Source organism: Zhouia amylolytica (assembly GCF_900116365.1).
Classification (GTDB): domain Bacteria; phylum Bacteroidota; class Bacteroidia; order Flavobacteriales; family Flavobacteriaceae; genus Zhouia; species Zhouia amylolytica.
Map to the genome: position 1 here is coordinate 193,681 of NZ_FPAG01000004.1, position 19,248 is coordinate 212,928.

General features: G+C 36.3%; 17 protein-coding genes. 1 reads left to right on the forward strand and 16 read right to left on the reverse strand.

What is annotated here, in order from left to right; genetic code table 11:
- Positions 1-38: 38 nt before the first annotated feature.
- The 7 genes from BM361_RS07795 to BM361_RS07825 form a co-directional block, all read right to left on the reverse strand.
- Positions 39-1,442 carry an efflux transporter outer membrane subunit gene (locus BM361_RS07795; RefSeq protein ID WP_074978044.1) on the reverse strand — a complete coding sequence of 468 codons (1,404 nt, stop codon included), beginning with the start codon at positions 1,440-1,442 and terminating at the stop codon, positions 39-41.
- 10 nt (positions 1,443-1,452) lie between these two features.
- The gene (locus BM361_RS07800) at positions 1,453-4,593 is read right to left on the reverse strand and encodes an efflux RND transporter permease subunit (protein ID WP_074978046.1); all 3,141 of its coding nucleotides are present in this window, start codon (positions 4,591-4,593) and stop codon (positions 1,453-1,455) included.
- A 10-nt stretch (positions 4,594-4,603) separates the two neighbouring features.
- Complete coding sequence (locus tag BM361_RS07805) at positions 4,604-5,725, reverse strand: efflux RND transporter periplasmic adaptor subunit (protein WP_175496555.1); 1,122 nt, start codon at positions 5,723-5,725, stop codon at positions 4,604-4,606.
- Positions 5,722-6,228 (reverse strand): GbsR/MarR family transcriptional regulator, encoded by a 507-nt coding sequence (locus BM361_RS07810; RefSeq protein WP_083425896.1) that lies wholly within the window; start codon positions 6,226-6,228, stop codon positions 5,722-5,724. Before BM361_RS07810 ends, BM361_RS07805 begins: the two co-directional genes overlap by 4 nt.
- 371 nt (positions 6,229-6,599) lie before the next feature.
- On the reverse strand, positions 6,600-6,998 hold the full coding sequence (locus BM361_RS07815) for a hypothetical protein (protein WP_074978049.1): 399 nt from the start codon (positions 6,996-6,998) through the stop codon (positions 6,600-6,602).
- 11 nt (positions 6,999-7,009) lie between these two features.
- A complete protein-coding gene (pheS, locus tag BM361_RS07820; RefSeq protein WP_038267502.1) occupies positions 7,010-8,029 on the reverse strand; it encodes a phenylalanine--tRNA ligase subunit alpha in 1,020 nt (339 codons plus the stop codon).
- A gap of 78 nt (positions 8,030-8,107) precedes the next feature.
- Positions 8,108-8,461: a hypothetical protein gene (locus tag BM361_RS07825; RefSeq protein WP_038267500.1), complete on the reverse strand. Its 354-nt coding sequence runs from the start codon at positions 8,459-8,461 to the stop codon at positions 8,108-8,110.
- Positions 8,462-8,608: 147 nt separating this feature from the next.
- Here BM361_RS07825 and BM361_RS07830 point away from each other — a divergent pair, with 147 nt between their 5' ends.
- Entirely contained in the window at positions 8,609-9,103 is a 495-nt protein-coding gene (locus BM361_RS07830; RefSeq protein WP_074978051.1) for a CvpA family protein, read from the forward strand.
- 55 nt (positions 9,104-9,158) lie between these two features.
- On the opposite strand, the gene BM361_RS07835 is transcribed toward BM361_RS07830, so the two are convergent.
- The 9 genes from BM361_RS07835 to BM361_RS07875 all read right to left on the reverse strand — a co-directional run bounded on the left by BM361_RS07835 (position 9,159) and on the right by BM361_RS07875 (position 19,247).
- Positions 9,159-9,785, reverse strand: coding sequence for a carbonic anhydrase (locus BM361_RS07835; RefSeq protein WP_074978053.1), 627 nt, complete (start codon positions 9,783-9,785; stop codon positions 9,159-9,161).
- Positions 9,786-9,797: 12 nt separating this feature from the next.
- Positions 9,798-11,666 carry a SulP family inorganic anion transporter gene (locus BM361_RS07840; RefSeq protein ID WP_074978055.1) on the reverse strand — a complete coding sequence of 623 codons (1,869 nt, stop codon included), beginning with the start codon at positions 11,664-11,666 and terminating at the stop codon, positions 9,798-9,800.
- Between the two features lie 84 nt (positions 11,667-11,750).
- A complete protein-coding gene (locus tag BM361_RS07845) occupies positions 11,751-12,053 on the reverse strand; it encodes a hypothetical protein (protein ID WP_038267488.1) in 303 nt (100 codons plus the stop codon).
- A gap of 56 nt (positions 12,054-12,109) precedes the next feature.
- The gene (locus BM361_RS07850; protein WP_074978057.1) at positions 12,110-12,874 is read right to left on the reverse strand and encodes a tetratricopeptide repeat protein; all 765 of its coding nucleotides are present in this window, start codon (positions 12,872-12,874) and stop codon (positions 12,110-12,112) included.
- Position 12,875: 1 nt separating this feature from the next.
- Positions 12,876-14,645 carry a BatD family protein gene (locus BM361_RS07855; RefSeq protein WP_074978059.1) on the reverse strand — a complete coding sequence of 590 codons (1,770 nt, stop codon included), beginning with the start codon at positions 14,643-14,645 and terminating at the stop codon, positions 12,876-12,878.
- A gap of 28 nt (positions 14,646-14,673) precedes the next feature.
- Complete coding sequence (locus BM361_RS07860) at positions 14,674-15,537, reverse strand: tetratricopeptide repeat protein (RefSeq protein WP_074978061.1); 864 nt, start codon at positions 15,535-15,537, stop codon at positions 14,674-14,676.
- On the reverse strand, positions 15,534-16,574 hold the full coding sequence (locus BM361_RS07865) for a vWA domain-containing protein (RefSeq protein WP_074978063.1): 1,041 nt from the start codon (positions 16,572-16,574) through the stop codon (positions 15,534-15,536). Before BM361_RS07865 ends, BM361_RS07860 begins: the two co-directional genes overlap by 4 nt.
- A 15-nt stretch (positions 16,575-16,589) precedes the next feature.
- A complete protein-coding gene (locus tag BM361_RS07870; RefSeq protein WP_074978064.1) occupies positions 16,590-17,591 on the reverse strand; it encodes a vWA domain-containing protein in 1,002 nt (333 codons plus the stop codon).
- Positions 17,592-19,247, reverse strand: coding sequence for a BatD family protein (locus BM361_RS07875; RefSeq protein ID WP_074978066.1), 1,656 nt, complete (start codon positions 19,245-19,247; stop codon positions 17,592-17,594).
- Position 19,248 lies beyond the last annotated feature (1 nt).

Here is a 19,248-nt window from a genome sequence, read left to right on the forward strand (position 1 = left end):
CCACTAACCAACCAAAACAATCAAATCATGAAATTGTATTAATGCCAACCACCGCCAAGTGATCGGTATAATGTAATAACAGCCTGTAACTGATTAAGTTTAGTGTCTATTACATTGAGCTCTGCATTTAATGCATTTTGTCTTGCAGTAAGCAAGTCTAAATAATTGGCAAAACCACTATTTAATAATTCTTCCGAGTTTATTTCTGCTTTTCTTAAAGCCTCTACCTCTTTGACTCTGTAATCGTATTTTTCTGTTTTCGCATCAAGAGTGTATAAAGCATCGGATACTTCCTGACCAGCTACCAGCAATGACTTTTTAAAGTTCAATAAAGCTTCTTCTTGCTGTGCTTTGGCAACTTCATACTGTGTGCGAATCTTTCTTTGGTTAAAAATAGGTTGCGTTAAGCCACCAACCAGATTTGCGAATATAGATCGTGTGTCTATCCAGTTTTCTAATTCTAAACTCTGGAAGCCACCTGTTGCTGATAAAGTAACCGAAGGGTAAAAACTACTTCGTGCCACATTGGTTAGCTCAAATGCATTTACTAATCCATATTCAGCCGCCATGATATCAGGTCTGTTTCGCAATAACAAAGAAGAGAATCCAACCTGAAGGTCATGCTGTACCGTTTGATCATCGAGAGAATTTCTTTCGAATCCCTGGGCTGTCCTTCCAAGTAAGATGCTAAAAGCGTTTTCAGTTTGAAAAATAGCTTCCTCAATGTCTACCTGTAAAGCTTGAGCACTGTATAGTTGAGCAGCACTTTGATCTACGGCAACCTGGTTTACATTACCGGCTTCTTTAAGGGCTTTAATAGTTTCTAAACTATTGTTTCTGTTAACGATAGATTCCTTAGTAACCTCTAACTGCGCATCAAGAGCCACCAATTGATAATAGGTTGAAGCAATTTCTGCAACCAGAAGCGTTTTAACCGCTTTATGGGCCGCTACTGTTTGTAAATAAGTGGCTTGTGTAGCCCTTCTGTTACTTCGTATTTTCCCCCAGATATCAGCTTCCCAGGAAAGATTGGCAGATAACTCGTACTGTTGCAAAGAACCGTCAAAAAACGATCCAAACTGACTATTCGCAGAGAGCTCCTGATGGGTTACTGTTGAGCTACCATTTAAAGAAGGCAGATATCCTGCCTTTCCTTGTTTCATATATGCTTCAGCAGCCATTACCTGTTGTAATGCAATGCGAATATCAATATTATTTTGGAGTCCTTCTTCGATGTATGTTTCTAATAAAGGATCAGAAAATAAATCTCTCCAGGAAATATCAGCCGCAGAAATACTATCCTGCGGAAGATTATCTGTTCTGTATAAGTTTTCTGCTTCCTCTAATTCAGGTCGTTCGTAGTTTTTAGCGACAAAACACGACTGCACAGAAACAGCAATAACTGTTAATAGTATGAATTTATAGATATGTGTTCTTTTCATGATCTCTACTTTATGCTTCTTCTATTTCTGATTTTACTTCCGGGGCACCAGTAATTTTTTCTTGTAACCACTGGAAGACAATGTATAGAACAGGGATTATAAACACCCCTAATATAGTACCCACTAACATACCGCCTGCAGCTCCGGTACCAATCGAATTGTTACCTTCAGCACCTACACCCTTAGCTAATACCAATGGCATTAATCCAAGAATGAATGCAAATGATGTCATCAAAATAGGTCTTAAACGAGACTTGGCACCTGCAATAGCAGCGTCGGTAATTGACATGCCTTGTTCTCGACGCTGTTTGGCAAATTCCACAATCAGAATAGCATTCTTAGCCAATAGACCAATCAGCATGATAAGGGCGATCTGGAAATAGATGTTATTCTCTAAGCCTGTAAATTTTGTTGAGAGGTAAGCACCTGCAACTCCAACCGGTAATGAAAACAATACCGAAAATGGTAATATGTAACTTTCATACTGAGCCGCCAATAAGAAGTACACAAACACAATACTTAAGATAAATACAATACCCGATGAACCTGCCGAAGCTATTTCTTCTCTTGTAATTCCAGAGTAGGCCACCTCATAATTATTAGGCAAATGTTCTTTTGCCACTTCGTTTACAGCCTTAATAGCATCCCCTGAACTAAAACCAGGGGTAGCAGATCCATTTACTGTTACTGCATTAAATAAATTGAATCTACTAACAGTTTGCGGACCGTATACACGCTCTAAGGTTACAAATTCCGATACCGGTGCCATTTCACCTTGATTGTTTTTAACAAACATACTGTTCAGACTATTAACATCTTTTCGATCTTCGGGGTCTGCCTGTACGTATACTCTGAATTGTTTACCAAACCTACTGAAGTCTGCAGCATAATATCCTCCAATATACCCTTGAAGTGTGGCTAAAATGTTACTTACGCTCACACCCGCTTCTTTTGCCTTAGCAATATTTACATCCAATTCAAGTTGAGGGAAATTGGTGCTAAATGAATTCGAAGCAAAAGCTATTTCCGGCCGTTGGTTTAAAGCACCAACAAATTCATTGGCAACATTATCAAGGTCTTTTAATTCTCCGGAAGAACGGTCGAGCAATCTCATCTCAAATCCATCCGACGAACCAAAACCTGGAATACTTGGTGGGGTAAAGAAAATAATATTGGCTTCGGCCATAGTGGCCGTTCTGGCATATAATTGTCCAAGAATGCCATTAACAGAAGTAGCCTCAGTTTCTCTATTATCCCAATCGTCTAAAATAATGAAGCCCATTGCATAAGAACTACCCGCTCCAGAGAAGAAGTTTTGACCATTAATAAGAGAAGCCGTTTTAATTCCTTCTATCGAACTCATAGTTTTGTATAAGTCTTCAGTTACACTATACGTTCTATCTAAAGAAGACCCCTGCGGTAACTCGACGTTCACAAAAATCACCCCTCTGTCTTCAGTAGGTACGAATCCTGTTGGAGTAGTATTGTTTGCCCATATAATGGCAGCAACTGCAACCGCAAGAATTCCTCCGGTAATCCATTTATGCTTTACCAGAAACCCTAAAGATTTTACATATTTAGCTGTAGTCGCATTAAAAGCAACGTTGAATGCTGAATAAAACCTTTGTAATAAACCTTTCTTATTATGTTTATCAGTATGCGGCTTCAGGAAAATCGCACATAGCGCCGGACTTAATGTTAGTGCGTTTACTGCTGAAATAAGTATAGCAACAATAAGGGTAACACCGAACTGCTCATAAAATACCCCTGATGGTCCTTGAATAAAGGTGATAGGTACGAATACAGCAGCCATCACCAGGGTGATGGATATAATCGCCCCGCTAATTTCACTCATTGCCGAAATTGAAGCTTTCCTGGCCGAATCATACCCTTCCTCAAGTTTTGCGTGCACAGCTTCAACAACTACGATAGCATCATCCACCACAATACCAATAGCCAGAATAAGCGCGAATAAGGTTAAGAGGTTTATAGAGTAACCAAATACCCCTAAGAAAAAGAACGTACCAATAATTGCAACAGGTACCGCAATTGCCGGAATTAGCGTGGATTTAAAATCTTGTAAAAAGATAAATACCACAAAGAATACCAGGATAAAGGCTTCTATAAGTGTATGCTTAACTTTGTTCATAGACGCCGTCAAAAACTTGTTGGTGTCGTAGTTGACCAAGTATTTTACCCCTTCTGGAAAATCTTTTTCAAGCTGGTCCAGTTTGTCGTATACCTCTTTAATAATTTCCTGGGCGTTGGATCCGGCAGTTTGAAAGATTCCAAAGTTTACCCCCGGATATCCTTTCGATCTGGAAATGGAATTATATGAAAAGGCATCCAGCTCTACTTTTGCTACATCTTTTAAACGTAAAAATTGTCCATTGCCTAATGATTTTATAATGATGTTGTTATATTCATCAGCGGTTTTATAACGTCCCTTATACTTGATAACATATTCAAAAGATTGTTTTGAATTTTGACCAAGGGAACCAGCCGCTGCCTCTAAACTTTCTTCACCAATGGCCTGAACTACTTCAGTAGTAGTAACGCCATATGAAGATAGTTTGGCAGGGTCTATCCAAATACGCATAGAGTAGTCTTTGCCACCAAATACGGTCACATCTCCAACTCCATCAATACGTTGAATCTCCGGTCTTACATTTATGTTAAGATAATTTTGAACATAGGTGTCGTTGTAATCCGGGTTTTCAGAATACATGGCCACGTACATCAAAGCAGAAGTTTGCTGCTTTTGGGTAATCACCCCAGCTCTGATAACCTCGGCGGGTAGTAATGCGTTAGCACGTGCAACACGGTTTTGAACATTCACCGCGGCAATATCAGGATCAACACCCTGTTCGAAATATACCGTTATGTTGGCACTACCATTATTACTTGCTGAAGAAACCATATAGGTCATCCCTTCAACACCGTTTATTTGTTCTTCAATAGGAATGATAACACTCTCTATGATAGTCTCTGCGTTTGCTCCCGGATAAGATGCATTCACCTGTACCGTTGGCGGAGCTATATCTGGATATTGCGTTACCGGCAGGGTATAAAACCCAAGAACACCGAGCATTACAATGATAATAGATATTACCGTAGAAAGAACAGGTCTTTCTATAAATTTCTTGAGCATAGCTGTTTATTTATTTAAATACTTTGTTGAATGAATTAACAATGCTGTCAATGCTTGTTGGCTGTGGAACTATTTTAGTCCCGGGACGAACCTTGCTAACGCCTTTGGCTAAAATTTGATCCCCTTCTTGTAATCCCTCAGTGATTACCAGCAATCCATTGGTTTCTGCAGCACTTGTGATTGCCTTGGTCACCAAAGAATCATTTTCTACTACATAAACAAATCGCTTTCCTTGTTGCTCGAAGGTCGATAGTTCAGGAACAACCAGGGCGTCGTCCATATGTCTTGGTAATAATATTTTACCACTACTACCGTTTCTTAATAAACCTTCCGGGTTTTTAAAAGTAGCTCTGAATGACACTGTTCCTGTATTAGGATTTACCTCCCCTGTGATGGTCTCAATCTTTCCGGGATGACCATAGATAGATCCGTCAGCTAATTCTAATTGTACCTCAGGGATGTTTTTGGCTTTTTCATCCAGGGTATTTCCTTTCATGTTTCTCATAAATGAAATAAGCTCTTTTTCATTTAAAGAAAAATAAGCATACACTTCATTAATGTCTGAAACAGTCGTTAGTGGCTGTGCATCTTGCGGACTCACAAGGTTACCTTTTCTGAATGGAATACTTCCGACAACACCGTTAACGGGACTTTTTATATTAGCATAGTCTATGTTTGCTACAATACTACGATAGGTGCTTTTAGCCTGCTCAAGATTTGCTTTTGCAGTTTCCAATTGTACCGGACTGATAATGTCTTTTTCAACCAAAGGTTTAAGTTTGTCTACTTCTACCTGGGCAACATTAACACGGGCTTTTGCCGCTTCAGCATCCTGAGATAAAGATTGTGTCTCGAGTCTGAACATACGTTGTCCCTTCTTCACCACTTCACCTTCATCTACTAAAACTTCCTGGATATATCCGGATACCTTTGCTCTAACTTTACTGTTCACAATTCCTTCTATACTTGCCGGGTAGCTTGTATGATCTTTTACCGACCTTTTTTCAACCTTAACAGTAGGATAAGGCATTGCACCTGGAGCCGCTTGTTGTTTAGCTTCAGAATTACCACAACTTATAAGGATTGCAGCAGAGGCAAGGATCAGGGAAACATTCAATAATTGCTTTCTCATGATTGTTCTTCGTTTATTAATGTAGAGGTTTTTTCTTTTAAGTTTTTAAGGTTTTTAATAACGTCTTCTATGAATAAGGAGTAATTTTTAGCAAACTGAATTCCAGGCAATGTTTCGCTGAAAGTGTTCTGCTGCTTGTGAAGTTTTATCTTAAAGTCGCTTACTTTGAGGTGAAGTTTACGCTCTTTTTCCCACATTTCAATTTTCTTTTCCAAACGTGTAACTATATGTTTTGGATCTACCTTGAAGTAACGCTTTCGGTCACCTGGCTTGGTACAATATGAAACTATACCTGAGGTTTGTAGTAACTGAAGGTTTGTTGAGGTAGAACTTTTACTGGCCTCTAAAGTTTCAACAATGGTATCGAAGGTGATGCCATTGATTTCTGAGAGTACGAGTAAAGAAAAGATCCTTGCAGATAAAGGAGACATATCTTCTGAGGTTTCGAAGTATACACCTAACTCTTCAATAAGTTCTTTTTTTTCTTCTGATAAATTATCCATATACATGTATTCGTAATTTATTTGTGCAAATATACGTTTAGTTCGGTTATTAGCGAACTAAAAGAAGTTAATGGATTGTTAAATATTTTAAGCAGACCTTAATGTGTTGTTTTTATTGTAGTTACGTTTTGCTTGGAGTGTTTATAGGAGATTTATTTTTGGTTTTTAAACACGTAGTTTGCATTTAGTAATCCAAGACTTCTTGAAAGATTAAGATGAATCATATGCTCAACTAGATTGTTAATCATATGATTAAATAAATAAAGATTGGATGTAAAGAAAATGAGTGTATTGTAACCAGATTCAATACTTAAAGGAAAAAATAAAACTGGAGTAAATTATGTATTATAGATATTGACCTTCCATAAATCTTAATTACATAGAACGCCTCTCGACTTTAACAGCGGAATCTCCTGAGTTGCTTTTTCGTTAATAGTGTTTTTACGAAATAGAAATCTTCTTTCATATAATACACCGTCGAGTCCAAAGAAGGTGACAAAAAATTCATTATTTAATTTAAGAAGATCCTCTTGGATTAATTCAATCTTTACCGAAGATTTGCTTTGAACTGTACCCAGACCATGTCGCATCACAGAAGTTTTGACCTTATTATCAAAACCTTTGGTGGTAACAAATACCATTTCTATTGCGGTGTCTTTGTTGTTTACCAGATAGGCATTCCAGTCATGACATTGGAATTCTTCATTCCATTCACGGACTATAGCAACAATCACTTCTTTTGCTACCGGTATTTCAAAATCTTTCTTCACTAAATATAAATTTATAAAGCCGATTTGAACTGTTCTAAAAATCGAATGTCATTCTCACTCAGCATTCGAATATCAGGAATCTGATGGAGTAACAGCGCAATACGATCTATTCCCATACCAAAAGCAAATCCTGAATATTCTTTTGAATCGATACCACAATTATCCAAAACATTAGGATCTACCATTCCGCATCCCATAATCTCTAACCATCCGGTTCCCTTGGTTATTCGGTAGTCTATTTCATTATTTAGTCCCCAATACACATCAACTTCTGCACTTGGTTCCGTAAAAGGGAAATAAGATGGTCTTAACCTGATCTTAGACTTACCAAACATTTCAGTTGTGAAATATTGCAATGTTTGTTTTAAATCAGCGAAAGATACTCCCTTGTCAATATAAAGACCTTCAACCTGATGGAAAAAACAATGAGAACGAGCCGATATAGCTTCATTTCTGTATACCCTTCCAGGAGAGATTGTTCTGATGGGAGGTTTGTTTTCTTCCATATAACGAACCTGAACGGAAGAAGTATGTGTACGTAAGAGTATGTCGGGATCTGTTTGAATAAAGAAGGTGTCCTGCATATCCCTTGCCGGGTGGTATTCCGGAAGATTTAATGCAGTAAAATTATGCCAGTCATCCTCGATTTCCGGCCCCTCAGAAACATTAAATCCAATTCTTGAAAAGATATCGATAATCTGATTTTTAACAATTGAAATAGGATGTCTGCTACCTAACTGAATAGGTTCAGCCGGACGTGTTAGATCTCCATATAATCCTTTGTCTTCTTCTTTACTTTCAAGAAGTTCTTTGATAGAGTTAACCTTATCTTCAGCTGCTTTTTTTAACTGGTTTACAGCTTGTCCAAATTCTTTCTTTTGCTCATTAGGAACATTCTTGAATTCAGCAAAAAAGTCGTTTAAAATTCCTTTCTTACCAAGGTATTTAATACGAAATGATTCTACAGTCTCTGCAGTTTCTGCTGTAAATTTTTCAACTTCTGCAATGTGTTCCTTTATCTTGTCGATCATTTTTCCGGATACTTTTAAAGTGGGCAAAGTTAATTATTTTTTGATCAAATAATAGTTATTAACAATGCTTTGATGTTTTTAAAAAAAATCTCTGTCTCTGAAGTAATTAACTATGGCCTCTTTCATCAATACGCTCTGTTCTCCAGCCTTTAATGAAGGTAAAGTTTCTTTGATTTTGTAATGAGGCCAGCCATCATTATCAAAAAACTCAAATTCGTAATATCCATAGGGCTCTAAAAGGCGACAAATGGCAATATGCATTAGATTAACCTTATCGTCTTTTTTGAATCGCTTTTTAAGCTGCCCCAATTCTTGTACTCCGATTAAATATAGTATGGCGTCAATGTCGAGGATATCTCCATCAGCAAATTGGTTCGATAAACTCGATACTATTTCCTCCCACTGCTCTTTTAAATTTTCATCTCTTTTCATAAGTTATCACTACTTAATGGGTCAAAGGTACAAAGACCTGACTTTTATTACTATCATTTTAAGAAAGTCTTATTGCTTACAGGATGTTTTTTCATGTAAAGGTCAAATCTTTATTAATTGTATATTTACGATGAAAAATTTTTCTTAATGAATTTTATAGACATTGTATTAGGGGGGCTTATTCTTTTTGGATTTGTTAGAGGGCTTATAAAAGGGCTTTTTATTGAAGTGGCTTCTCTGGTAGCACTTATTCTAGGAATTTATGGAGCTATTCACTTCTCTTATTTCGCAGGTGATTTTTTAAATGAAAAGCTCGAATGGGATAAAAATCACATTAATTTGATTGCTTTTGCAGTAACATTTGTAGCCATTGTTTTTCTTGTATATATGCTCGGAAAGCTATTAACCAAGATGGCTAGTATGGTAGCACTTGGCTTATTAAATAGAATTCTGGGTGGTATTTTTGGAGGGCTTAAACTTATGATCATCTTAGCCGCAATCCTAATTTTTATTGATAGAAGTAATACCGTTTTAGGATTTGTAGATGAAAATACCATTGATACTTCGGTCTTGTATAACCCTGTTAAAAGCACCGGGGAAAAAATATTTGGCTTTGTGCTCGAGTCCAGAAACTTGGAGTAGAGATTTAATAGAATAAAAAAAACCGCTGGATCCAGCGGTTTTTTTAATATCATCTTTAGTCTAAATGATATATTTCCATGATGTCTTTTAATATATTGTCGAAATTTATGTTCAAGTCTATTAGTTTACCCGTATGAACATCAAAAACCCATCCATGTACTTTTAGTCCTCGATCTCTGTTTGCTTTTTGTACTGCAGCTGTTTTTATTAGATTGACGCATTGTTCTTGAACATTAAGTTCAACCAGACGATCGTATCTTTTGTCCTCATCTTCGATTGAATTCAGTTCATTACTATGAATTCTGTATACATCCCGAATATTTCTTAGCCATGGATTTAGAATTCCTAGGTCGGCAGATTGCATAGCCGCCTTAACACCACCGCATGCATAATGTCCGCATACAATAACGTGTTTCACTTTTAGATGATCTACAGCGTAGTTCAAAACAGACATCACATTCAGATCAACGCTGATAACCATATTCGCGATGTTACGATGTACAAAAACCTCCCCGGGTTTCGCTCCCATCATATCTTCTGCAGTAACACGACTGTCTGAGCATCCGATATAAAGCAATTCTGGACTTTGTCCTTTTCCTAATTCTTCAAAATAATTAGAATCTAAGCTTAATTTATCCTTAACCCAAGCTTCGTTATTTTTAAATACGTTTTCTAATTTCATAATAATTACATTTTAATATTTATCTTTTACATTATTTTTAATCCATTGAGTACACTCTTTAAATGATTTGAATATGTGTTCTTCCGGAATTAAATCTGGAATTATATCAATTTGCTCCATCATATATCGAGGTTGTCTCAGTAAATCTACAAATAGTACATTTATACCATTCTTTTTAATTAATTCCTGTAAGACATCTTCCATTGCATACAAACCGGATTGATCCATGTACTGCATTCGTCCGAGTCTTATGACAACAGTTGAAGCGGTGTCAGGAATTTGTTTGGCTAAACTTTGGAAATCACTGGTGGAACCAAAGAATAGCGGGCCTTTTAAGTGTTTAATAAAAACTTCCTCTTTTAATTTTTCAGGAAAATCTTTTTCGTCTTTCCAGGCTTTTTCCGCAGACAGGGCTTTTACATCTGAACGCTCGGCCGTAAGATCACCAATTTTCTTCATAAACATTAAAGAAGCAATTACTAAGCCAATACCTACAGCGTAAACTAAATTCCAAAATGTAGAAAGTAGAAGTACAACTAGCATAATTAAAACTTCAGAACTCAATTTTATTGGACCTAGTTTGATGTCTTTAGGAAGACTTGGAATTGCCTTCAGACCTTTATAGTCCATTACTCCAATACCAACAGTGATAAGTATTCCTGCAAGTACTGCTGCTGGAATTTGCGATGCGATAGGCCCCAGTGCCAATAGTATTATTAAAAGCATCACACCAGCTATCATACCTGATAATTTTGTTTTACCGCCGGATTGAATGTTTACCACAGTTCTAATAGTGGCCCCTGCACCCGGGATACCTCCGAATATTGCACCAATACTATTTCCGATTCCCTGACCTACTAATTCTTTATTAGGTTTGTGTTTGGTCTTGGTCATGTTATCGGCAACAACACTGGTAAGCAAAGAGTCGATGGCCCCTAATAATGCCAATGTCAGGGCCGTAAAGATATATGGGGTGACGCTGCTTAATTTAAAAGAAGAGAAAATTTCCAGGTTTGGAACTGGGAATCCACTAGGGATTTCTTCAATTGGTTCGTAATCTAATCCAAATCCTACCGCTATTCCAGACATTACAATTAACGCTACTAACGTACTCGGAACAGCTGTAGTTATTCTTTTAAATCCGTATATGATAAAAATTGTTCCCAATGCCAGTATTACTTCTAACCATTTTATGTTGCTAAGTGCTCTGCCTAATACTTTAAAAGTTCCTAATACACCAGAGGCTTCTTTAGCCGCGAGGGTTTTAGATTCTTTTAGAATATCCGCTTCCGTCACCTTTTCTGCTCTATTGATAGTTTCTTTAAAATCTTCCAATACCAGAATTCCTTCACCAGCTTCTTCCTTTAATATGTTTTCTAGTATGACTTCTTCAGCTTGTGGTTTAAAGGTATCAACATATTCTTGATCTTCTTTTGGGTAATAACCTACTGCTGGAAGAATTTGGGTTATTAGAATTATAACACCAATAGCAGTCATGAATCCTGATACTACCGGATATGGAATGTACCTTATATATTTTCCCAATCCTAAAGCTCCTAATCCAATTTGCATTAAACCAGCTAATAAGAATACGGTAAGAATGGCGGGCAAGGCCTTATTTACATCACCGTCATTTGCGGCGATTATTCCGGCTATGACAACCATACTCACGGCTGTCATCGGAGCAGTCGGTCCAGAAATTTGAGTGTTGGTACCGCCAAACATGGCAGCAAAGAAACTAATAAAAATAGCGCCATATAAACCAGCGCTTGGTCCTAAGCCTGAACTTACACCAAACGCTAAAGCTAATGGTAGTGCTACAATACCGGCAGTTATACCACCAAAGGCATCTCCTTTGATGTTAGAGAATAATTTTTTCATATAAATACTTAATTTAAGTTATAAATGAATAGGGGGTATGAATGCATAAGCATTCATTGTTAATAAAGTTAATAAAAATAGGGATTATGCTTCCTGTTCAGGAGGCGGGCAATGCTGATTCAGAACAATCGATGGATAGTAGTTGTCGACATACACGAAATCGGCATTGTTTTTTTTGCTATCAGTGATGTAGTAATTACTGAATCTATAATGTGAAAATACATAGTCTTTTTCCGCTGAGGAGGTAGAGCTTTTATTTTCTTCTTCTGCTAAACTAAAAAAAATAGAAGTGTCTGCATCAGATTTAATAATACTCATGACAGTGGGAGCCGCAATAAAAGCGGTAAAAATTAATAGAAATAAAACAGCATAGTTTCTTCCCCTCATGAGGTAAAATTTCCTCAAATATAATAGAAATGAATGGGAGTATTGTTAAATAAGCTTTAAAAATCTTTAATCAGGCGAAGGTCATTTTTGGGAATCCATCCTGTTTTTCCATCAGCTATTCTTATTTTATTCCAATCACCTAAGCCCTCAATTACATTCACCTTTGTTCCCTCATGTAGGGTGAAAATATCATTACTTCTATTGTTTGGCTCAGATTTAATAATCGTTTCTTCAGCAAATATTATAGCCGGGTTGCTTTTCTTCGCATTTAAGTGTTGATGATAGGCTGCTGAAATAGAGGTAACTGCTAAAATCATAGAAATTATGCTGACGATGAAATATAATTTTTTCTTGCCCTTATATGATGAAAAATAATATATCAAGAAAGAAATGGTAAATGATGCCATTAAAATAATGGCAAAAATGCTCCAGCTTTTAGAAGTAAATACCCCTATTGTCCTTTCAATTAAATTAGAAATTGCCGACTTGGGAATAGTTTCAATGGAGTCGATCGTCATGTTTTTAGCAAACTGTAGATTGTTTTGGATATTCTCGTCTTTTGGAGACAACAACAATGCTTTTTCGTAATAATAGATACTCGGAGCAACCTCATTTAACTTGTAATATGCGTTCCCTATATTAAAATATACAGATGATGAATGAAATCCGTTATCTATAATTTCCATATAGGTGTTAATAGATTCCTGAAATTTACCTTGATTGTACAGTTGTACAGCCGTGTCAAATAATTTTTCATTTCCACTTTGAGAAAAGGAAAATAGAGATAAACATAAAATTAGAAAGCTAAGGGTCTTTTTCATACTATACTTTTACCTGTTTATCGATTAGAGATATAGTGTTCGCTGCTTTATCATAGTCTTGCTGCATCGTAACAACACTTGTTGGTGTGTATCTTGCAAGTTCACAGCTGTTTAATATTGAAATAAAGGATGTTATAACAGTTTCATCTACCTTGTTTGTCCTTAACAGGTCTGTGATTTTTTCTTTAGAAAAGTCGGATGTTTCTATTTTTAACTGGGCTTTCAGGTAATTGTGCAATGCTCGTTCCATAGCCTCGTAAAACGATTCCTTGTCACCTAAATTCTTTTTGGCTTCAGAAAGATACTTTTTAGCTAACTTATTCGCTTTTCTTCTTTTGGTTCCTTCAATATCAGCTTCCAGTGCCTTCTTCTTTTTTCCTATAATTATAAAAAGAGGAATAAGTAACAGAGGGCCAAAAAAGAGGATATAGAATGCCTTGGAACCAAAAAACGTTTGATTTTCAATCGGTTGTAAATTTGGTGTGAGTTTTAGAAATTTAAAACTTGAATCAACGCTGTTTACAACTTGTTTTTCAGGCTGATTATTTTCTGTTATGACATCATCATCGCTGGTGGGTCCTTCATAAACATTAATGATATGCTCAGGAGATGTTAGTGTTTTATACCTTTCAAGTTTTGGGTCAAAATATGAAAAAGAAATAGTTGGTATTTGGAACTTGCCCTTGTATTGAGGGACAACGGTATAGTCATCAGTAATTTTACCTTGCATACCACTTATGTTAGTTGAAACATTGGATTTAAACTCCGGTTCATATACTTCAACTGAACTTGGAAGTTTTAGCTTAGGTAAGTCAAATAATTTGAGATTACCCCTCCCAGAAACTTCAATCTTAGCCTCAAGTGATTCTCCAGCTTTTAAGTCTGTTTTAGAAGGAACTACATTAAAGTCGAAACTACCTACGGCTCCAGTGAAACCTTCCGGTTTGCCATTGTCTGGTAGTGGCTTAACTCTAATGGTACGAGAACCGGCTGCAATGGTCTTGTGGGCTTGCTTATAAACCCTGCCTCCGAATATATCTTGTTTGTTGGTAGGAACATCCACTGTAACATCCAATGTTAGGGGCTCAATTTCTAAGGCACCTGTTTTTTGAGGATATACTACCACCTTTTTCAGAATTACATAACGATAGGCTTTTCCTTTATAAGTGCCATTTTCTACCTTCCATCGCTTTATTTCCATGTTCTGAGACCAGAAATTATTATATGTTGGATTGTCTATTGGCCTAAAATCAGATACGCTGATTTTTGGACTAACATATAATTTATACAGAATGCTTACAGCCTCATTAAGATATGGGTTGGGATTGGATATTTCAGCAACTAAATGTAGGTTTTCATCTGCTATGTCATCTGCTCCTTTTGGTGCATTAGGATTATCTACTGCCGCAGTTACTTGTATTGTTATCGGTACTGTTTTGTAAGTTTGGCTGTCAATTTCTATGACAGCTTGTTTTATGGTAAATGTTCCCTTTTTTTTCGGAGCAAGTATATAAGAATATGTTTTAGAAAAACTTCGTTTGCCGTTTATCCATGATTGACTAACACTTTGGCTAGGCCCCATTAGAACTCTAAAGTTTTCAAAGTTGGGAGGAACAAAGTTGTCTCCGTCTTTATTCATTTCGAAGTCTATTCGTAACCTTTCATTAAGACCTAATTGTTCTTTACTCACCTTGGCCTCAAAAGTTACTTCATCTTGAGCATACCCTAGGGTAGTTATGATTAAGAATATGTATATAATATGCCTTTTCATTAAGTCTTGTTATTTAAAGGGGGTAAACTTACCAGTCTTTCGCGTTTTTAGCTGGTTTTCCTTTTACTTTTTTTCCGTTTATTTTTTCTTGAACCTTTTTTTCTTCATTACTCATCGCTTCTAAAATGTTTTTTATTTGTTGCGGTGAGAGTTGATTAGGTCGAGGCGGTTGTTGTTTAGGATCCTGTTGGTCTTTAGGTTGATCACCTGGTTTTGGATTTTTGTCCTCTTGATCCTTTCCTTCATCGCCTTTCTGTTCTTTGTTTTTATCAGAATTTTGATCGTTTTCTTTATTGTCTTGGTTTTGCTGATCGTTTTTATTCTGATTGTCGTCTTGGTCTTGGTCGTTCTTATTTTGTTGTTGATCTTGATTGTCTTTGTCTTTATTTTTGTCGTCGTTGTTTTTGTCGTTTTGTTTTTGTTGATCGTCTTTTTTCTTCATCTCCTTTGCCAGGGCAAGATTGTATCTTGTTTCTTCATCTGAAGGATCGTTTCTTAACGCCTCTTTATATGCTTCAATAGCTTTATCATATTCTTTGTTTTTCATGAACACATTTCCAAGATTATGATATGCGCTATGACGTTCTTCTTTGGTCTGTGCTGTTTCGCCAGCTTGTTTGTATCTTACAAAGGCTTCACCAAAGCTATTTTCTTTGTAATAGGCATTCCCAAGATTGAATTTAGCCGCAGCATTATCGTTGCTGGCAGCAATAGCCTTTCGGTAGTTTGCTTCTGCGTCAATAAAATTATCGTCTACCAATTCTTTATTTGCATCATATGTAAGGTTGGTTGATGCCTTTAATTTTTGCTTTTGCTCCTTGATCTCTTTATTCTCTTGTGAAATCCCTACAATTGGCAATGATAATATTAGTATGTATAATAATTTCTTCATGATTCTTTTTCGTTAAAAAGATTCAGTTTTGTTAACCATGCTGTTCTTCTTTCTAAAAAGAAAATATCTATGAACAGTAAAAAGATTGCGCCTCCCAGGAACCACTGAAACTGATCCTTAAAATCAGCAAACTGTTTGGTTTCAAATTCCTTTTTATCCATTGAGTTAAGGGTGTCTGTTACGAATTCAACGGTTTCACCAGTGTTGGAACCATTAATATATGCACCATTACCTTTGTTAGCCACTTCTTTTAAAACATCCTCATTAAGTTTGGTAATAACCACCTGACCATTTTGATCTTTTTTGTAAGATTCAACAATGCCATTTATTTTAATGGGTATAGGACCACCTTTATTAGTTCCAACGCCAATACTGTATACCTTAATACCTTCTTCAGCGGCGCTTTCTACAGCTGCAGCGGCTCTTTCGGAGTGATCTTCACCGTCAGATACTATGAATAGTACTCTGTTGGTCTGATCTGCATCATTATAATAGGTTTTGGCTAAATCAATAGCCTCATCTATAGCTGTACCTTGTGAGGAGAGCATATTGGTGTTCATGTTTTGCAGGAACATTTTTGCTGCACCATAGTCGGTGGTAATTGGTAATTGAGGGTAAGCCTGTCCGGCGTATGCAATAATTCCAATTCGGTCTGATCCGAGATGGTTAATAATTTCGGATACAATACGTTTTGATTTCTCTAAACGATTTGGAGCTATGTCTTCCGCAAGCATACTCTTAGATACATCAACTGCGAATACCACATCCACACCTTCTCGCTTTACCGTTTCTAATTTGGTGCCTATTTTAGGGTTAACCAGGGCAATGCTTAAGCAGACGATAGCTAACATCAGAACAACCAGTTTCAAAATAGATTTGCTAGTAGATCTGTCAGGACTTAAACGTTTTAATAGATCGGCTTCGGCAAACTTTTTTTGCGTTCTTTTTTTCCAGAATTGTACAGCCAGAAACAGTACAAATAGCACTGGAAGTAAAAAGAGTAAATAAAAATATATTTTTTCGTCTAACTGGTACATATGTATTCTTCTAAATTAAACAAAACTCCTAAACAAGGTGTTTCGTAACAAAAACTCTAATAATATCAAACCAAGGCCTAATAGGACCAACGGCCTGAATTTTTCTTCATATTTGGTATACTTGAATTCTTCGACCTCCGTTTTTTCAAGTTTGTTAATTTCACCATAAATCTCCTCTAACTTTTTATTATTCGTCGCCCGAAAATATCGCCCTCCTGTTTCATCAGCTATCTTTTGTAATAAGTCTTCATCGATTTCAACTTCTCGAAGACCATATTTAAAGCTACCGTCTAGATTATAGGCAATAGGAGTAAGAGCCATTCCATTGGTTCCAATTCCAATTGTATATACTTTAATTCCAAATTCTATGGCCAGGCCGGCTGCAGTTTGTGGTTCTATAAATCCAGCATTATTTACTCCATCTGTTAATAAGATAATTACTTTGCTTTTTGCTTTACTTTCTTTTAAACGATTCACGGCCGTGGCTAATCCCATACCAATAGCTGTTCCATCTTCCAGAAGACCATAGTTTACCTGTCTTAAAGCGTTTAGAACAATAGACTTGTCACTGGTTATTGGTGTTTTAGTAAAGCTTTCTCCGCTATATACCACAAGTCCTATTCTATCGCTCACACGTTCCTTTATAAAATCACTTGCTACCTCTTTTAAAGCTGAAAGTCTGTTGGGTTTTAGATCTTTAGCCAGCATACTGGACGATACGTCTATAGCCATAACAATATCGATACCTTTTGTGGTCTTAGTTCTGGATGAAATGTCTTTAGTTTGAGGTCTGGACAAAGCAACAATAAAAAATGCCAAGGCTAATAACCTTAAGATAAATATTAAGGGTTTTAGTCTTGATAAGAATGAAGAGGAGACCTTAAAACCTTTTAGTGATGAAACTTTTATGGAAGCAGTTTCTTTTTTATGCTTAAAAATATACCATATGATAGCTATCGGTAATGCTAAAAGCAACCAAAAGAAATATGGGTTTGCAAACTGAATATTTTCTAACATTTAGCTTCCTGTTTTAAAATCAATTGAATTAGTAATTCGTTCTACAATCTCATCGGCATAGTTGTCGCCTTCCCGATAAACCATCATTACCTGTTGAAATCCGCCTCCTTCTGAAAAATTTAATAATATGTACTTAGCATTATGGGTGTCTTCATTATTGCCATTATCTACTTGCATAGAGCCATATACTTTTAATCCTTTTTTGTTAGTAGGAGTGGTTATTTCTTCATCTTTTAAAATGATGTTTTTAGCTCCTTGTTTTTCCATCGATTTTATGGTAGCATCTATTGCTTTTTGAATATCAAAATCTACACCTTTTTTGTAGGTTGTGGAAGAAACCATGATATAAAAGTTGTCTATAATACTACCATAGTTAAAAACCTGGTTCGTACTAATCATGTTGTGGGCTTCTGCTGGAAGTTCAAGATTAACTCTTTTGAGAACTTTAGGTGTTTCAATCGAGATAGGAGGGTATCCATATTCACTGTTAATCCAGTCGCCTTCCACTAATTCTTTGGTAGGATGACCTATTATGGTGTCTTTTACATATCCAAAACCATAATACCATCCAAAAGCACTAATTGTAATTCCTATAATTAATAAACTAGTGATCGTTGTAATTACAATTTTTCGCTTACGCTTTTTATTAGCCAACTCTTCAAGGTATTCTTCATTTTGAAGAAGTTCCTCCTCGGTTGGTTCAGGTAAGGCCTCTTTTGTTTTGATTACGATGTTTTCAATTACTTTACGATCTCCTTCGATTACTGAACTTTCTGGTGTCGAGCGAGCAAACTTAACCAGGTCGGCAGTTTCTAAAACCTTCTTAAACTGAATTATAGTTTCATTGTCAATATCCAGACTTCCAGCATCTTTTAATAATTCGATTTTGTTAATGAGCTCATCAGTTGTGCTTTCCAGAGCTGTAATGTGTACGTCTTCTTCCAGATAAGAGCGCACAATATTAGTTAGTTGGGTATAATATTCTTTATATTCAGATTGAATCAAAAATTTTGATTCATCTAATTTTTTTAATTCCAGCATTGCTCTGTCATAGGGCGGTAACAAAGCTTCTTTTTCTTCTTGAGTTAAGGGTTTTTCTCTAAAAACAAACCAGTATAAAAGTCCACCTATAATAGCTAAACCGATAAATGCATAAAAAATATACTTCCACCATCCCGAGTAATTTTTATCAACTTCAACTAAAGGTTTGATGTCATACATTTTTTGTTTGGTTGTGTCGACAACAACGGAAGCTACATTTACTTTGATTGAATCAAGTAGGTATGGTTTTTTGTTAACTAAAACTGTTTGAATAGGAATGTTATAAGTCCCTGAGTCGAATTTGGTTAATGCATATTTTTTAACCAGATTCAGTTTATCCGCAATAATAACAGAGTCAACAGGAGAAGTTTCTACAACCTCAAGTGGGGCGAAGGTTTGTCCTTCGGGAAACATCACCAGTGCACTTGTATCGGTTTCGACTTGAATCTTATATTGGATTTGTTCACCAATTTTGATAGTAGTCGAATCAATCCTGGAAGTTACCTTTGGAGTGGTTTGTGAATATGCAGCAATAGATCCAAAACCAAAAAAGCTCAATAGGAGCCAAAGGTTAAAAAGTTTTATTTTAATAATATGTAATTTGTATACTTTCATT